The sequence below is a fragment of the Rhodococcus sp. NPDC055112 genome, assembly GCF_053607505.1.
In genome coordinates this window covers 1-13,647 of the sequence record NZ_JBSGTR010000027.1, presented here as the reverse complement: position 1 = coordinate 13,647, position 13,647 = coordinate 1, and the positions used below count along the sequence as shown (strand labels likewise).

General features: G+C 68.9%; 13 protein-coding genes and 1 pseudogene. 7 read left to right on the top strand and 7 right to left on the bottom strand.

Annotated elements, in window-relative coordinates:
* Positions 1-48: 48 nt before the first annotated feature.
* The 3 genes from ACWFRB_RS13985 to guaB form a co-directional block, all read right to left on the bottom strand.
* The gene (locus tag ACWFRB_RS13985; protein ID WP_452641748.1) at positions 49-1,839 is read right to left on the bottom strand and encodes an FAD-dependent oxidoreductase; all 1,791 of its coding nucleotides are present in this window, start codon (positions 1,837-1,839) and stop codon (positions 49-51) included.
* 130 nt (positions 1,840-1,969) lie between these two features.
* The gene (locus tag ACWFRB_RS13980) at positions 1,970-3,109 is read right to left on the bottom strand and encodes a GuaB3 family IMP dehydrogenase-related protein (protein ID WP_027501778.1); all 1,140 of its coding nucleotides are present in this window, start codon (positions 3,107-3,109) and stop codon (positions 1,970-1,972) included.
* Positions 3,110-3,174: 65 nt separating this feature from the next.
* The gene (guaB, locus tag ACWFRB_RS13975) at positions 3,175-4,698 is read right to left on the bottom strand and encodes an IMP dehydrogenase (protein ID WP_136907003.1); all 1,524 of its coding nucleotides are present in this window, start codon (positions 4,696-4,698) and stop codon (positions 3,175-3,177) included.
* Positions 4,699-4,903: 205 nt separating this feature from the next.
* Between guaB and ACWFRB_RS13970 the strand changes: the two genes are divergently transcribed.
* Positions 4,904-5,308 (top strand): DUF5319 domain-containing protein, encoded by a 405-nt coding sequence (locus ACWFRB_RS13970; RefSeq protein ID WP_027501780.1) that lies wholly within the window; start codon positions 4,904-4,906, stop codon positions 5,306-5,308.
* Positions 5,309-5,381: 73 nt separating this feature from the next.
* On the opposite strand, the gene ACWFRB_RS13965 is transcribed toward ACWFRB_RS13970, so the two are convergent.
* The 3 genes from ACWFRB_RS13965 to ACWFRB_RS13955 all read right to left on the bottom strand — a co-directional run bounded on the left by ACWFRB_RS13965 (position 5,382) and on the right by ACWFRB_RS13955 (position 7,879).
* The gene (locus ACWFRB_RS13965) at positions 5,382-6,425 is read right to left on the bottom strand and encodes an anti-sigma-D factor RsdA (RefSeq protein WP_452641746.1); all 1,044 of its coding nucleotides are present in this window, start codon (positions 6,423-6,425) and stop codon (positions 5,382-5,384) included.
* Entirely contained in the window at positions 6,418-6,996 is a 579-nt protein-coding gene (locus ACWFRB_RS13960) for a sigma-70 family RNA polymerase sigma factor (protein ID WP_077040891.1), read from the bottom strand. The genes ACWFRB_RS13965 and ACWFRB_RS13960 overlap by 8 nt, the downstream gene beginning before the upstream one ends.
* Before the next feature lie 88 nt (positions 6,997-7,084).
* A complete protein-coding gene (locus ACWFRB_RS13955) occupies positions 7,085-7,879 on the bottom strand; it encodes a hypothetical protein (protein WP_452641745.1) in 795 nt (264 codons plus the stop codon).
* Between the two features lie 484 nt (positions 7,880-8,363).
* On the opposite strand from ACWFRB_RS13955, the gene ACWFRB_RS13950 reads away from it, so the two are divergent.
* The 4 genes from ACWFRB_RS13950 (at position 8,364) to ACWFRB_RS13935 (ending at position 10,855) form a co-directional block, all read left to right on the top strand.
* Entirely contained in the window at positions 8,364-8,657 is a 294-nt protein-coding gene (locus ACWFRB_RS13950) for a WhiB family transcriptional regulator (RefSeq protein ID WP_452641744.1), read from the top strand.
* Positions 8,658-8,782: 125 nt separating this feature from the next.
* A complete protein-coding gene (locus ACWFRB_RS13945; protein ID WP_452641743.1) occupies positions 8,783-9,436 on the top strand; it encodes a fasciclin domain-containing protein in 654 nt (217 codons plus the stop codon).
* 31 nt (positions 9,437-9,467) lie between these two features.
* Positions 9,468-10,118 (top strand): sigma-70 family RNA polymerase sigma factor, encoded by a 651-nt coding sequence (locus tag ACWFRB_RS13940; protein WP_452641742.1) that lies wholly within the window; start codon positions 9,468-9,470, stop codon positions 10,116-10,118.
* Positions 10,118-10,855 carry an anti-sigma factor gene (locus ACWFRB_RS13935; protein WP_452641740.1) on the top strand — a complete coding sequence of 246 codons (738 nt, stop codon included), beginning with the start codon at positions 10,118-10,120 and terminating at the stop codon, positions 10,853-10,855. The genes ACWFRB_RS13940 and ACWFRB_RS13935 overlap by 1 nt, the downstream gene beginning before the upstream one ends.
* Before the next feature lie 13 nt (positions 10,856-10,868).
* Here the strand turns inward: ACWFRB_RS13935 and ACWFRB_RS13930 are convergent, their stop codons facing one another.
* Positions 10,869-11,141 carry a sigma factor-like helix-turn-helix DNA-binding protein gene (locus ACWFRB_RS13930; protein WP_452641739.1) on the bottom strand — a complete coding sequence of 91 codons (273 nt, stop codon included), beginning with the start codon at positions 11,139-11,141 and terminating at the stop codon, positions 10,869-10,871.
* Positions 11,142-11,531: 390 nt separating this feature from the next.
* On the opposite strand from ACWFRB_RS13930, the gene ACWFRB_RS13925 reads away from it, so the two are divergent.
* Together ACWFRB_RS13925 and ACWFRB_RS13920 are read left to right on the top strand one after the other, a co-directional pair.
* Positions 11,532-13,187 (top strand): hypothetical protein, encoded by a 1,656-nt coding sequence (locus ACWFRB_RS13925; protein WP_452641738.1) that lies wholly within the window; start codon positions 11,532-11,534, stop codon positions 13,185-13,187.
* A gap of 236 nt (positions 13,188-13,423) precedes the next feature.
* Positions 13,424-13,647: pseudogene (locus ACWFRB_RS13920) on the top strand (protease); the annotation flags it as partial.

Sequence of the window (13,647 nt, the reverse complement as noted above, 5' to 3'; positions counted from 1 at the left end):
GAAGCCCCCGACCGCAAGGGTCGGGGGCTTCCTGGAGTCGAACGCCGGTCAGGCCGCGCCGGTTCCGGTCTTCTGCTGCTCCGTGCCGCTGGCCTTGTGAGCGGCACCGCCGCCGGCCTCATTGGCGGCACCGCCGCTGCGGATCTCCACGATCGGCAGCACCAGAGCCGCGGGGGCGCTCGCGGGCACCACCGGGCTGTTGGGCGCGATCGGGTTGATCCGCCGGTAGCCCTCGCCCTGCGCAGGCCGCAGATCCTGCTCGCCCTTGTTCGGCCACAGCGACGCCGCGCGCTCGGCCTGCGCGCTGATCGTCAGCGACGGGTTCACGCCCAGGTTCGCCGACACCGATGCCCCGTCCACCACGCTCAGCGTCGGGTAGCCGTACACGCGGTGGTACGGGTCGATGACCCCGTGCTCGCGGTCCGATCCGATCGCGCAGCCGCCGAGGAAGTGTGCGGTCAGCGGGATGTTGAAGATCTCGCCCCAGGTGCCACCCGCGATGCCGTCGATCTTCTCGGCGATCCGCCGGGTGGCGTCGTTGCCCGCCGGGATCCACGTCGGGTTCGGCTCGCCGTGGCCCTGCCTGCTCGTGACCTTGCGGCCGAAGACACCGCGCTTGGTGTAGGTGGTGATCGAGTTGTCCAGGTTCTGCATGACCAGGGCGATGATGGTGCGCTCGCTCCAGTTCTTCACCGTGAGCATCCGCAGCATCTGCATCGGGTTCTTCGCGACGACGCCGAGGAACTTCACCCAGCGGGGGGTGGTGCCGCCGCCGTCGGTCATCAGCGTCTGCAGCAGACCCATCGCGTTGGAACCCTTGCCGTAGCGCACCGGCTCGATGTGGGTGTCCGCGGTCGGGTGGAACGAGGAGGTGATGGCGACGCCCTTGGTCAGGTCCATCGTCGGGTCCACCTTCAGCTTGCCCGCGCCGACGATCGATTCGGAGTTGGTGCGGGTGAGCTCGCCGAGCTTGTCGGACAGACGCGGCAGCGAGCCGCTGTCCTTCATCTCGTGCATCAGGTGCTGAGTGCCCCAGGTGCCCGCCGCGAGCACGACGTGCTGCGCGGTGTAGGTCTTGTGGTTCTTGCGGATCTTGGCGCCGGTGCGCCGGGTCACCACGTCCCAGCTGCCGTCGGAGGCCTCGTGCAGCCCGGTGACCGTGGTCATCGGGATGATCGTGGCCCCGGCCTTCTCGGCGAGGCCGAGGTAGTTCTTCACCAGGGTGTTCTTGGCGCCGTGCCGACAGCCGGTCATGCACTCGCCGCACTCGATACATCCGGTGCGGTCCGGGCCCGCGCCGCCGAAGTACGGGTCCGCGACCGTCTTGCCCGGCTCGCCGAAGAAGACGCCGACCGGGGTCTGGATGAAGGTGTCACCGACGCCCATGTCCTCGGCAACCGACTTGATGACCTCGTCCGCGGGGGTCATGTGCGGGTTCTGCACGACCCCGAGCATCTTGCGCGCCTGGTCGTAGTACGGGCTGAGCTCGTCGTGCCAGTCCGTGATGTCACGCCACTGCGGGTCCTCGAAGAAGGAGGCGGGCGGCTTGTAGAGGGTGTTGGCGTAGTTCAGCGATCCACCGCCGACGCCCGCACCGGCGAGGATCAGCACGTCGCGAAGCAGGTGCACGCGCTGGATGCCGTAGCAGCCGAGCGCGGGCGCCCACAGGAACCGCTTGAGGTCCCAGCTGGTCTTCGCGAAGTCCGCGTCGGCGTACCGGCGGCCGGCCTCGAGAATGCCGACCCGGTACCCCTTCTCCACCAATCGCAGCGCCGTCACGCTGCCTCCGAAGCCGGATCCGACGATCAGGACATCGAAGTCCGTTGCACGCTTGCCCATCTGGACACCTCCACCATGAACCTGGATTAGTTACTCGTCAGTATGCACCGGATCCCTGTGACCGAAGCCACAAGGGTTGCCTAAGTGTAACGACAGGTAGCAGGAACAGGCAGAATGCCGCCGAGCAACGTCAGGCGCGCACCGTCAGGCCGACCTTCTGGAACTCCTTGAGGTCCGAGTAGCCGGACTTCGCCATCGAGCGACGGAGTCCACCGACCAGGTTCAGCGAACCGTACGGATCGTCCGACGGTCCGGTGAGGACGCGGTCGAGCGACGGACGTTCGCCCGCGGCGACCGGCAGCAGCGCGCCACGTGGCACCGACGGGTGCGCGGCAGCCGACGGCCAGTACCAGCCGCCGCCGGGGGCCTCGGCCGCGACCGCGAGGGGCGCGCCGAGGACCGCGGCGTCCGCGCCGCAGGCGATGGCCTTGGCCAGGTGGCCCGAGGTGCTGATGTCGCCGTCCGCGATGACGTGCACGTAGCGCCCGCCGGTCTCGTCGAGGTAGTCGCGACGCGCGGCCGCGGCGTCCGCGATCGCGGTGGCCATGTGCACCCCGATGCCCAGCACCTCACCGGTGGTCGTGGCGCCCTCGGTGGAGCCGTAGCCGACGATGACACCCGCGGCACCGGTCCGCATCAGGTGCAGCGCCGTGCGGTGATCGCTCACGCCGCCCGCGATCACCGGGACGTCGAGCTCGGAGATGAACGTCTTGAGGTTCAGCGGCTCGCTCTCGCCGTGCGCGACGTGCTCGGCGGAGATGATCGTGCCGTGGATCACCAGCAGGTCGATCCCGGCCTTCACCAGCTCCGGCGTCAGCGCGCGCGCGTTCTGCGGGCTGACCCGGACCGCGGTGGTGACACCGGAGTCACGCACCTGCGCGACGGCCGCCGCGAGCAGGTGCGGCTGGATCGGCGCCGCGTGCAGCTCCTGGAGCCGGGCGATCGGCGCGTCCGGGTCGTCGTCCGTCTCGGCGAGGTGCACCAACTCGGCGAGCTTCGCGTCGACGTCGGCGTGCCGACCCCACAGGCCCTCGCCGTTGATCACGCCGAGCCCACCGCGCTTGCCGAGCTCGATCGCGAACGAGGGCGAGACCAGGGCATCGGTCGGGTGCGCGAGCACCGGGATGTCGAAGCGGTACGCATCGAGCTGCCAGGCCGTCGACACCTCCTTGGAGGACCGGGTCCGGCGGGAGGGGACGATGTCGATGTCGTCCAGCTCGTAGGTGCGACGGGCAGTTCTGCCCATGCCGATCTCAACGAGGTCGCGCACGCGCGCCCCTTTCTTCGTTGTGGCTGATGCTTGCCTGGATCTTCGCTGGAAACTATCGCGCGCGGCTACCGCGCGGCGTAGTTCGGCGCTTCCACCGTCATGGTGATGTCGTGCGGGTGGCTCTCCTTGAGACCCGCGGCGGTGATCTGCACGAACTGCGCCTCCTGCAGTTCCTCGATGGTGCCGGAACCGGTGTAGCCCATGGCGGCACGAAGACCGCCGGTGAGCTGGTGGATCACCTGCGTCAGCGGGCCGCGGAACGGCACCCGACCCTCGATACCCTCGGGGACGAGCTTGTCCTCCGCGAGCACGTCGTCCTGGAAGTAGCGGTCCTTGGAGTAGGACTTGCCCTGTCCGCGACTCTGCATCGCACCCAGCGAGCCCATGCCGCGGTAGCTCTTGAACTGCTTGCCGCCGACCAGGATCAGCTCGCCAGGGGACTCGGCGGTGCCCGCGAGGAGCGAGCCGAGCATGGCGGCGGATGCACCAGCCGCGAGCGCCTTGGCGACGTCGCCGGAGAACTGCAGGCCGCCGTCGGCGATCACCGGCACTCCGAGCGCCTTGCACGCCGCGGTGGCCTCGAGGATCGCGGTGATCTGCGGGGCGCCGACACCGGCGATGACGCGGGTGGTGCAGATCGAGCCGGGACCCACACCGACCTTGACCGCGTCCGCGCCCGCCTCGACCAGCGCCAGAGCGCCCGCCCGGGTCGCGACGTTGCCACCGATGAGCTGGACGCGATCGCCGATCTCCGCCTTGAGCTTCGCGATCATCTGCAAGATGTTGACCTGATGGCCGTGCGCGCTGTCGACGACAAGCACGTCGGCTCCGGCGTCGGTCAGCGCCATCGCACGCGCCCAGGCATCGTCACCGACCCCGACGGCGGCGCCGACCAACAGGCGGCCGTCCCGGTCCTTGGTGGCGTTCGGGTGCTGCTCGGTCTTGACGAAGTCCTTGACGGTGATCAGTCCGGTCAGCTTGCCCTGACCGTCGACGATCGGCAGCTTCTCGAGCTTGTGCCTGCGCAGCAGCCCGAGCGCGGCCTCGGCGGTGACGCCCTCGCGCGCGGTGATCAGCGGGGCCTTGGTCATGACCTCGGCGACCGTGCGGTTCTGGTCGACCTCGAAGCGCATGTCGCGGTTGGTGATGATGCCGACCAACTGACCGGCGTCGTCGGTGACAGGTAGCCCGGAGATCCGGAACCGCGCGCACGTCGCGTCGACCTCGGCGAGCGTGTCCGACGGCTTGCAGGTGACCGGATCGGTCACCATGCCGGCCTCGGACCGCTTGACCGTCTCGACCTGCGCAGCCTGCGTCTCGACCGAGGAGTTGCGGTGCAGCACGCCCATCCCGCCCGCACGCGCCATCGCAATGGCCATCCGAGACTCGGTGACGGTGTCCATCGCCGAGCTCACCAGCGGAACGTTGAGCCGGATCTCGCGGGTCAGCTGGCTCGAGGTGTCCACCTGGTTGGGAACGACGTCCGAAGCCGCCGGCAGCAGCAGCACGTCGTCGAAGGTGAGACCCAGCATCGCTACCTTGTCGGCGCGGTCTCCACCGGTTCGCACGTGTCCTGCGGAATTACTCATGCGGCTTCCGGACCTTTCCTGGAACTGTGTTGCGCCGCCGCGGTGGGCGTCGAATCCCGCGGCGCTGACAAGTCGTGAATGCTCGGGCGAGAGTGAACTATTCCCTCAGCCCGCACACCATGGTATCGGCTGTATGCGTGGGCGAGCGAACGCGGTGAGATGTGACGGCTGGCGCAGACCCGCATGCGCTGCGTACCGTGGACCTGTGCGTGATCAATTGCCCCCCGGTCTGCCGCCGGATCCGTTCGCCGGCGACCCCTCCGATCCGTCGGCCGCGCTGGACGCGATCGAGCCGGGTCAGCCCCTCGACCCCCATGAGCGACTGGCCGTGGAGGAGGACCTCGCAGACCTCGCGGTCTATGAGGCCCTGCTCGGCCACCGCGGCATCCGCGGGCTCGTCGTGTGCTGCGACGACTGCCAGCAGGATCACTACCACGACTGGGACATGCTGCGCGCCAACCTGCTGCAGCTGCTCGTGGACGGCACCGTGCGCCCGCACGAGCCCGCCTACGACCCGGTCCCCGAGGCCTACGTCACGTGGGACTACTGCCGCGGCTACGCGGACGCTTCCATGAACGAGGCGCTGCACGGCGACGGCTTCGACGCCTGACCCGCAACCGACACGACGAAAACGGCCCGACAAGGAATTCACCTTGTCGGGCCGTTTCGCGTCTGGGCTCGGATCAGCTGGGCGCCACGTTCGACGTCAGATCCCGCGGCGTGGGCGTGTCCTGGGTCGGCGGCTCGACCCTGGTGGTGGTCGGCGCGGGCGGGACGGTCGTCAGCACCGGCGGGTTCGTCGTCTGGATCGGCGGGATGGTGATCGGCGGCACCGTGATCGGCGGCACCAGAGTCGGGGGCACCGTGATCGGCGGCACTCCTGTGTCGACCGGCGGGACGGTGGTCGGCAGGCTCGGGAGGTTCGGCACGGTGGTGGGCAGCACCGGAGCGGTCACCGTGTCCCCCGGCAGCGTCACACCCGGCACGGCGGGCAGCCCGGGGAGCGTCCCTGGCGCCGAGGGCGTAACGGTCGTCGTCGGCGGGGTCTTGGCGGCGTCGGCCACCAGCCGATCCCGCCAGGCCGTCAGCTCGTCGCGCTTGGCCGCCTCGTTCACGTCGTCGACCCGCTTGCGTGCGGACTCGAGGACCACCAGCGCAGCCTGCGGGTCGCCCGCGCGGAGGAGACGCTCCGCCTCCTCCAGGTTGGTGGTCGTGTCGATACCCGCGACGGTCGAGTTGGCGCGCTCGGTGAACACGACCTCCTTGACCTTCCACAGCGGATCGCCCGGCACGGCGTTGTAGGAGAAGACCGTCAGCCCGGCCATCACGACGGCGACGGCCGCGGCCGCGCCCGCGATGGGCCGGAGCAACCGCAGGCCCGAGCGACGGGGCGAGCCGATCGTCGCCAGTTCCCGGTCCACGGCGGCGGCCACCTGGTCGAGATCGGGCTCGGCGGGCATAGCGGGGGCGAGGATCTCGGCGCGCCATGCGGTCAGCAGGGTCGCGAGCTCGAACTCCTCGGGGCTGTTCGTCGCGATCGGGCCGTCACCGGCGATAGCGTCGATGAGGGCATCGTCCCGCGCGATGGCGGCGAAATCGACGGCCGTCGCATCGGCGGACGTGTCGTCGGTGTCGCCGAGGGAGGACGCATCCGGGGTGAGATCGGCACCGGACGTGTCCCGCTGCGTTCCCTCGTGGTCCCCACCACGCTTGCTGCCCCTAGCCATACATCTCACCCGCTTTCGCAACTTCGTTCTTCAACTTCGCGAGCGCCCTGTGCTGGGCGACCCGTACTGCTCCTGCCGTGCTTCCCACGGCAAGTGCCGTCTCCTCCGCCGACAGGCCGACAACCAAACGCAGGACGAGGATCTCCCGATGCTTCTCGGGGAGGGTTCCCAGTAGCGCGCTCATCTGCCGGGTGGTCTCCGAGTCCAGTGCGAGCTTCTCGGGTCCCTCGTCGGTGGAGATGACATCTGGTACCTCGGCCATCGACTCGGCTTTGTTACGCCCGGCGTTCCGATGGGCGTCTGCCACCTTGTGCGCGGCGATGCCATACACGAATGCCATGAATGGGCGGCCCTGATCCTGATACCGCGGCAATGCGGTCATCACTGCCAGGCATACCTCCTGCGCCACGTCGTCCGCGGACAGTTGTCCCCTTTCCGCGGCTCCGACCCGTGATCGGCAGTAACGCACAACCAAGGGTCGAACACTCTCGAGCACTCGAGACAAGGCAACTCGATCGCCCTGCGCTGCCGCAGCGACGGCTGAGTCCAACTCCTCGCTCGTATTAGTCATCGTCAGAGTGATTCCTGGCGTTACAGTGGCGCCCGCTCCAGAGCGCTCCCACCTGGCGGTGGAACGTTTGAAGGATAGCGACAGACACTCACAGATCCCTGAATCGGCCACCGCGGTCGGAGATTTGCCGTCGGCATTCATCCCGGATCGCCGCCGCGTCCGCACCGGGACGGACTCCATTGACAAGCATCGCCGCGGCCCAGCGCAGTGGCAACAACCCGTGCTCGGCACACCGGTCCAACACCTGTTCGCCCAGATCAAGCGCTGCGGCGGGGTCCGGGCCTGCGCTGTGCGCCGCCGCCAGCAGGAGGTCCGACTTCACCTGGTGCCGAACCGAGTCGACGCCCCTGCCGAGCTCGACGGCCGCGCTCGCGTGCCGACGCGCCGTGTCGGCATCCCCCGACGCCAACGCGATCTCGGCGCTCACCCAGTTCAGGCGGATGCGCTGTCGCCACAGCCCCTTGTCGTTCCCGACGAGCGGCGCGCACCGCTCGAGCAGGGCGGAACCGAGCGCGAGCCGACCACAGCCGAGCGCGTCGGCAGCCAGCCCGGTCAATGCGTCGCACCGAGCGGCGGTCAGCGCCGCCTCCTCCTCGCCCGCCGGGCCGCCGAGTGCCGCGAGCGCGCGCCCGTCGAAGCCGGCCGCCAGCCGATGCCAGCCGAGTTGCCTGAGCAGCGAGGCCTCCGTGCTCAGCGCGAGCGAGGCGACGTCCCGGCTCGGGCGCCCACGCGCGATGCGATGGAGTTCGGTCCGCGCCGCGGCGTAGCGCCCCTGCCCACCGAGCGCCACCGCCCTGAGCCAGCGCTGCTGGTTGTCGACGGCGGCCGGCAACGGGGCCAACCCGGGCTCGTCGCCGAATGCGGCGTTGATCAGTGTCCCCACAGGCCAAGAGTAGGGCCGGCCCGCCTGCGCCCCTGCGGCGCACCCACCCGCGCCGAATACCCATTCGCCTCGCGTTTGTCGAGAGTTACGGGCACGTCGACCTATTTCAAGGTTGAATCAAAGATTGAATCAGGCAACTGATTCAGAGTCCGGTTTGTGGCAATTGCGTTAACCGAAAATCTCAACACCCGCCCACGCGCTGACAGGGCACACACCACGCCCTCCGGCCGCATCGGACCGGCAAAAGCACTCGTCAGCACCCATTACCGGGCGCCGAGGCCGAGCAGGAGGACCGTCGCGACGACAGCCGATCACGGCTACATGTCCTTGTCTATGAACAGAACGTTAAATTCTCGTGCGAACACTATGGAAATCCCCACTTGAAGAACTATTGACTCGTTTTCCGCAATACCTCTAACGTTGCCGAGACGAATTGATTGCAGACCTGGAGGCTCTTCAGGTGTATGGATGGACAGGAGATGGCATGCCTCAGCCGAATCACCTCCCCGGACCGAACGCCGATATCTGGGACTGGCAGATGCACGGCCTGTGCCGCGGAGTCGACTCCGCGATGTTCTTCCATCCGGACGGCGAGCGGGGCAGGGCACGCACGCAGCGTGAGACCCGCGCCAAGGAGATGTGCCACCAGTGCCCCGTGCTCGCGCAGTGCCGCAGCCACGCCCTCAGCGTCAGCGAGCCCTACGGGATCTGGGGCGGCATGTCAGAGACCGAACGTGAGATGCACGCCCGCAGGGGACGCCACCGCATCGCGGTGTAGACGACGACTTACTCGGCGCGGCTCCGGATTCCGGGGCTGCGCCGAAGTGATCGGCCCATCCTTCGCGCCACCCGCTCCGAATGCCTTCCCGACAGCGCTCGCACATCACTCGGGAAGGCAGTCCCATGAGCATCAGCACCACCCGCATCCGCACCCTCGCCATCGCGGCCACCGCGTCGGTCGCCCTGATCGGCGTCTCCGCGTGTTCCTCCGCGAACAGCGACGACTCCGCGCCCGCCTCCCCCACGTCCGGCGACGCGATGTCACCGGCGATGACGGCCGACCCCGCCGCGAATCTGGTCGGACCCGGCTGCGCGAACTACGCCGAGACGGTGCCGCAGGGCGGCGGCTCGATCTCGGGCATGGCCCAGGATCCGGTCGCCGTCGCCGCATCGAACAACCCCCTCCTCACCACCCTGGTTGCCGCGGTCTCGGGGCAACTCAACCCCGACGTCAACCTCGTCGACACCCTCAACGGCGGGCAGTTCACCGTGTTCGCACCCGTCGACGACGCGTTCGCCAAGGTGGATCCGGCCACCATCGACACGCTGAAGACCGACGACGCGCTGCTGACGAAGGTCCTCACCTACCACGTGGTGCCGGGCCAGATCGCGCCGGACGAGATCGCCGGTCAGCACCCGACGGTCGAGGGCGCACCGGTGACCGTGACCGGGTCGGGAGACGCCCTCAAGGTCAACGACGCGAATGTCATCTGCGGCGGCGTCAGCACCGCGAATGCCACCGTCTACCTCATCGATTCCGTGTTGATGCCGCAGTAACGTGGTTGCCGATGAACGGAATCGGACAGTGGTGACCGACCCGGGGTCCACGGGTTCCGGTGCTGCGCCCGGTCACGGTCTGGACGAGGCGGCCTGCCCGGCGGAGGCCGGGCAGGCCCTCGCCCGGCGCGAGGCAGAGTCGGCCGAGCTGGCCGCCCTCCTGACCCGCGCCGCCGACGGGGATTCGGGGGCCTTCGCCGAGCTGTACGACCGGACCTGCGCCCGCGTCTACGGAATGGTGCTGCGGGTGCTGCGCGATCCGGGCTTCGCCGAGGAGACCACCCAGGAGGTCTATCTCCAGCTGTGGCGCACCGCCGATGACTTCGATGCGTCCAGGGGCTCCGCGGTGTCCTGGCTGATGACCCTCGCGCATCGCAGGGCGGTCGACCGCGTCCGGTCGGAGCAGTCGCACTCGAACCGCGAGGTGGTCTACGAGTCGCGCAACCGCGGCAGCGAGTTCGACCAGGTCGCCGAGGAGGTCTCCGGACGCCTGGACCGGCAGGCCGTCATCGACTGCCTCGACACCCTCACCTCGGTGCAGCGCGAATCGGTCGCGCTCGCCTATTACGGCGGACGCACCTACCGCGAGGTGGCCGGACAGCTCGGGGTCGCCCTGCCGACCATCAAGACCCGGATCCGGGACGGTCTGGTTCGGCTCAGAGGATGCCTGGGGGTGGCGTGATGGACGACGACCAGATCGACCTGGCCAACGCCTACGCCCTCGATGCCCTCGACGCGGACCAACGCCGTGCGGTCGAGCAACTCCTCGCGACCTCCGACGACAGCCTGCGGGCCGACTTCGACGCGGAGGTGCGCCAGTGCCGGGAGACACTGGCGGCCGCAGCCGCCGCGAACGCGACCGCACCGCCCGCACACATCCGCGGACACCTGCTGACGCAGATCGCGCGGGAGCCCCGCACCGGGACCGGCCGGGCGGCGGCGCCGGTCTCGCTCGCCGATCGGCGGCGCACCCCCCGCTGGCGCCTGGTTGGCGCAGCGGCGGCCGCCGTCGCGCTGCTCGGGGGCGGCGTGGTCATCGGACAGCAGCTGCGCGAGCCGACCAGAGAGCAGCCGATGGCGGCCCAGGTGATGAGTGCCCCTGACGTCCGGACGTCCTCGACGGCGGTGCCAGGCGGCGGGTCGGCGACCGCCGTCTACTCCCGGTCGACCGACGCGGCGGTGCTGATGATGAACGACGTCACCCCGCCCGCGCCGGAGTCGGTCTATCAGATGTGGCTCATCGCGGGCACCGGCGCACCGGTCTCGGCGGGCATGATGGCGCCGGATCAGGTGTCGCCCTCGACCGTTGCCGTGCTCGACGATCTGGACGGCGCCTCGCTGTTGGCCTTCACGGTGGAACCCGCGGGCGGTTCGGAGCAGCCGACCACCGATGTGTTCGCCTCGCTGCCACTGGGATAGGAGTGGTGTCGGGTCAGCTGGCAGGTTGGGCGGCTTCTGCCTTATAGGCGCGGTGCAGGATCGTGCCCACGCCGCCGACCGTCATGCCGACTTCGTCCGCGATGTCGCGCAGTTTGAGGCCCTCGGCGCGCAGTTCCAGCACCCGGCGGCGGCGCTCGGCGGCCCGCGCCTCGAACTCGGCCCGAGGCTCGGCCATTCTGTTGCGCACCGTGCGCGGCGAGACGCCAAGCCGCTCAGCGACTTCGCGGGCCGACTGGGTGCGTCGTGCGGGAATTTCGGCGCCCACCGGTGGACTCCTTCCTCATCAGGTCGCGGTCGATCCCACGCCGCTTGCTGGTGGCCACGACTGTCTTGGTGGCCTCGACCTCGCGACGGTCGATCCACGAGCGGAACGGTAGTGCAAGTCGGAGCAGAACTGGAAGCAATTCCACAACGAATTGACAACGCACTGTTGTCAGTAGAGATCGCGATGGAAAGGGATCCGCAGGCTGGACAACTTTGGGGGTGACCTGACACCAGTCCCCGCAGGTCTGGTCCGCCCCCACGCTGCTGAGCCCAATATTCATCCCACCAATTTTCGGTAGGCAGCGGCGGACATCACGCATACAGTCCCGCAACCGGCCCGGCGCCAACGCCTCGGTCGTACCCGCAACGCCCCCACATCCGAAAGGTCCCCATGCGTAGTACCCGCGCCCGCCGTGCCGCGATGATCGGCATCGCGGCACTGCTGCTGGTCGCGCCCTGCGCGACCCTCGCACAGGCCGAACCCACCGCCTCGGCACCCGCGTTGCCCGAGGACCTGGTGGCCGCAGTCCAGCGCGATCTCGGGCTGGGCCCCGCCCAGTACCTCGAGCAGGCCGAGACCGGGCAGGAGCTGGCGAGGTTCGCGGACACGCTCCGCGGCAAGTTCCCCACCGCCTACGCCGGCGCCTGGCTCGATAAGGCGGGTTCCCCGTTGGTCGGTCTGGCCGACGGACCGGACAAGGCCGCAGCCCGCACCGCCGTCGAGGCCGCCGGCTTCAAGGTCAAGGACCAGGCGCGCAGCGAAAACGCCCTGTCCGACCTGCTCGGCCAGCTCAACACCTGGATCCAGCAGCTCCCCGCACCGCTGTCCGGCCACATCAACGGCGCCAAGGTCGACATCGCCGCCAACGACATCGTGCTGGGCGTCCACGACATCGCCGGGGGCCAGGGTCTGCAGCTGCCCGACTTCCTCAACTTCGTGCGCGTGGCGCAGGGACCGGCACGCGGCTCCTCCGAACTGCCGGGACTCGGCTCGCTCGGCTCATCCGACCCGACCAAGCCCACCGAACCCAACCCCGTTGCCTCCACGATCACCCTCGACCCCATCAAGGGAGCCACCGCAGGCGGCGAGTTCATCATGCTGAAGGCGAAGGTCAACCCCGCAGCAGCGGGCGGCACCGTCACATTCGAGAACGACCACTACCACGAAGTGGTGCCGGTCGGCGCCGACGGCACCGCCACCGAGCAGTGGTATCCGCCCGAGACCGCAGGCGAGGTGACCATGACGGCCACCTTCTCCGGCCGCGACGGCGTCACCGGATCCACCACCACCGCGCAGATCACCGTCGCGGGAGCCCCCAAGCCCACCACCACCAAGCCCAAGCCGCCGGCCCCCGACGCCATCATGGGTGGCGACAGCTACGAATTCGCGGACGCCTTCGGCGAACGCCGCTGGTGCACGCTCGGCTTCAACGGCACCGACGCCTCCGGCCACGCGGTGACCCTCACCGCAGGACACTGCGACGCGAACGAACTTGCCGCCGGTACTCCCGACGCCTCGATCGCATACGAGTTGCTCAACGGCGCTCCCGGCGCTCGCTTCGGCGCCGCCACCAAGACGGCACAGCCACCACAACGACTCGACTACTCGGTGATCAAGATCGACGACAACGTCACCAAGCGCTTCGAGAACAACTACGTTCGCATCCCGGGCAAGGCCCCGATAGCGATCACCGGCACCGCCATTCCCGTGTTGGGGGCCCCGGTGTGCATGTCCGGTAAAACCACCGGCTACCACTGTGGCCCAATCACAAACGCCGAGCTCGGTTCACCGAATGCCACCCAGTACAAGACTGGCAGATTCGACGTGAGGATCTGTGGGCTGCACGGCGACAGCGGCAGCCCCATGATCACCGGCACCGAAGCACTGGGCATCGTGGCCGAGTCCAACATCACAACGGACCAGTCGGAGTGCGATGCGATGGACGCAGATCCGGACATTCCGGCCTTCTACAAGCCCACCGTGCACGCGACACCGCTCAAGGACATCCTCAAGGAAAATCCCGGCCTGAAGATCCGCACCAACTAGACACACAGAACTTTCCCGAAAAGGGGCCTCGGACGCGAACTTTCGCGCCCGAGGCCCCTCTTCATTTCCGGGTGACGCCCCGACCCACGGGTTCGGGCCGCCGTCCCACGCTGCCGAGTCGACATTCATCCCATCAATTTTCGGTAGGCAGCGGCGGATATCACCCCTACAGTCTCTGGCGCTGACCCGGCTCCAACGCTTGGTCGTACCGGCAACGCTCAATCCGAAAGGTCCACATGCGTAGTACCCGAGCCCGTCGTGCCGCGATGATCGGCACCGCGGCACTGCTTCTGGTCGCGCCCTGCGTGGCCCTCGCCCAGGCCGAACCCACCGCGCCGGCACCCGCGCTGCCCGCGGATATGGTGGCCGCGATCCAACGCGATCTCGGCCTCAGCCCCGCCCAGTACCTCGAGCGGGCAGCGGCCGGGCAGGAACTGAAGGCGTTCGCGGACACGCTGCG

What these genes read in the sequence shown, in the direction of transcription:
- ACWFRB_RS13985 (WP_452641748.1), bottom strand. Translation starts at nt 1,839, where the DNA reads ATGGGCAAGCGTGCAACGGACTTCGATGTCCTGATCGTCGGATCCGGC.
- guaB (WP_136907003.1), bottom strand. Translation starts at nt 4,698, where the DNA reads ATGAGTAATTCCGCAGGACACGTGCGAACCGGTGGAGACCGCGCCGAC.
- ACWFRB_RS13945 (WP_452641743.1), top strand. Translation starts at nt 8,783, where the DNA reads ATGAGCATCAGCACCACCCGCATCCGCACCCTCGCCATCGCGGCCACC.
- ACWFRB_RS13960 (WP_077040891.1), bottom strand. Translation starts at nt 6,996, where the DNA reads ATGACTAATACGAGCGAGGAGTTGGACTCAGCCGTCGCTGCGGCAGCG.
- ACWFRB_RS13935 (WP_452641740.1), top strand. Translation starts at nt 10,118, where the DNA reads ATGGACGACGACCAGATCGACCTGGCCAACGCCTACGCCCTCGATGCC.
- ACWFRB_RS13925 (WP_452641738.1), top strand. Translation starts at nt 11,532, where the DNA reads ATGCGTAGTACCCGCGCCCGCCGTGCCGCGATGATCGGCATCGCGGCA.
- ACWFRB_RS13965 (WP_452641746.1), bottom strand. Translation starts at nt 6,425, where the DNA reads ATGGCTAGGGGCAGCAAGCGTGGTGGGGACCACGAGGGAACGCAGCGG.
- ACWFRB_RS13950 (WP_452641744.1), top strand. Translation starts at nt 8,364, where the DNA reads ATGCCTCAGCCGAATCACCTCCCCGGACCGAACGCCGATATCTGGGAC.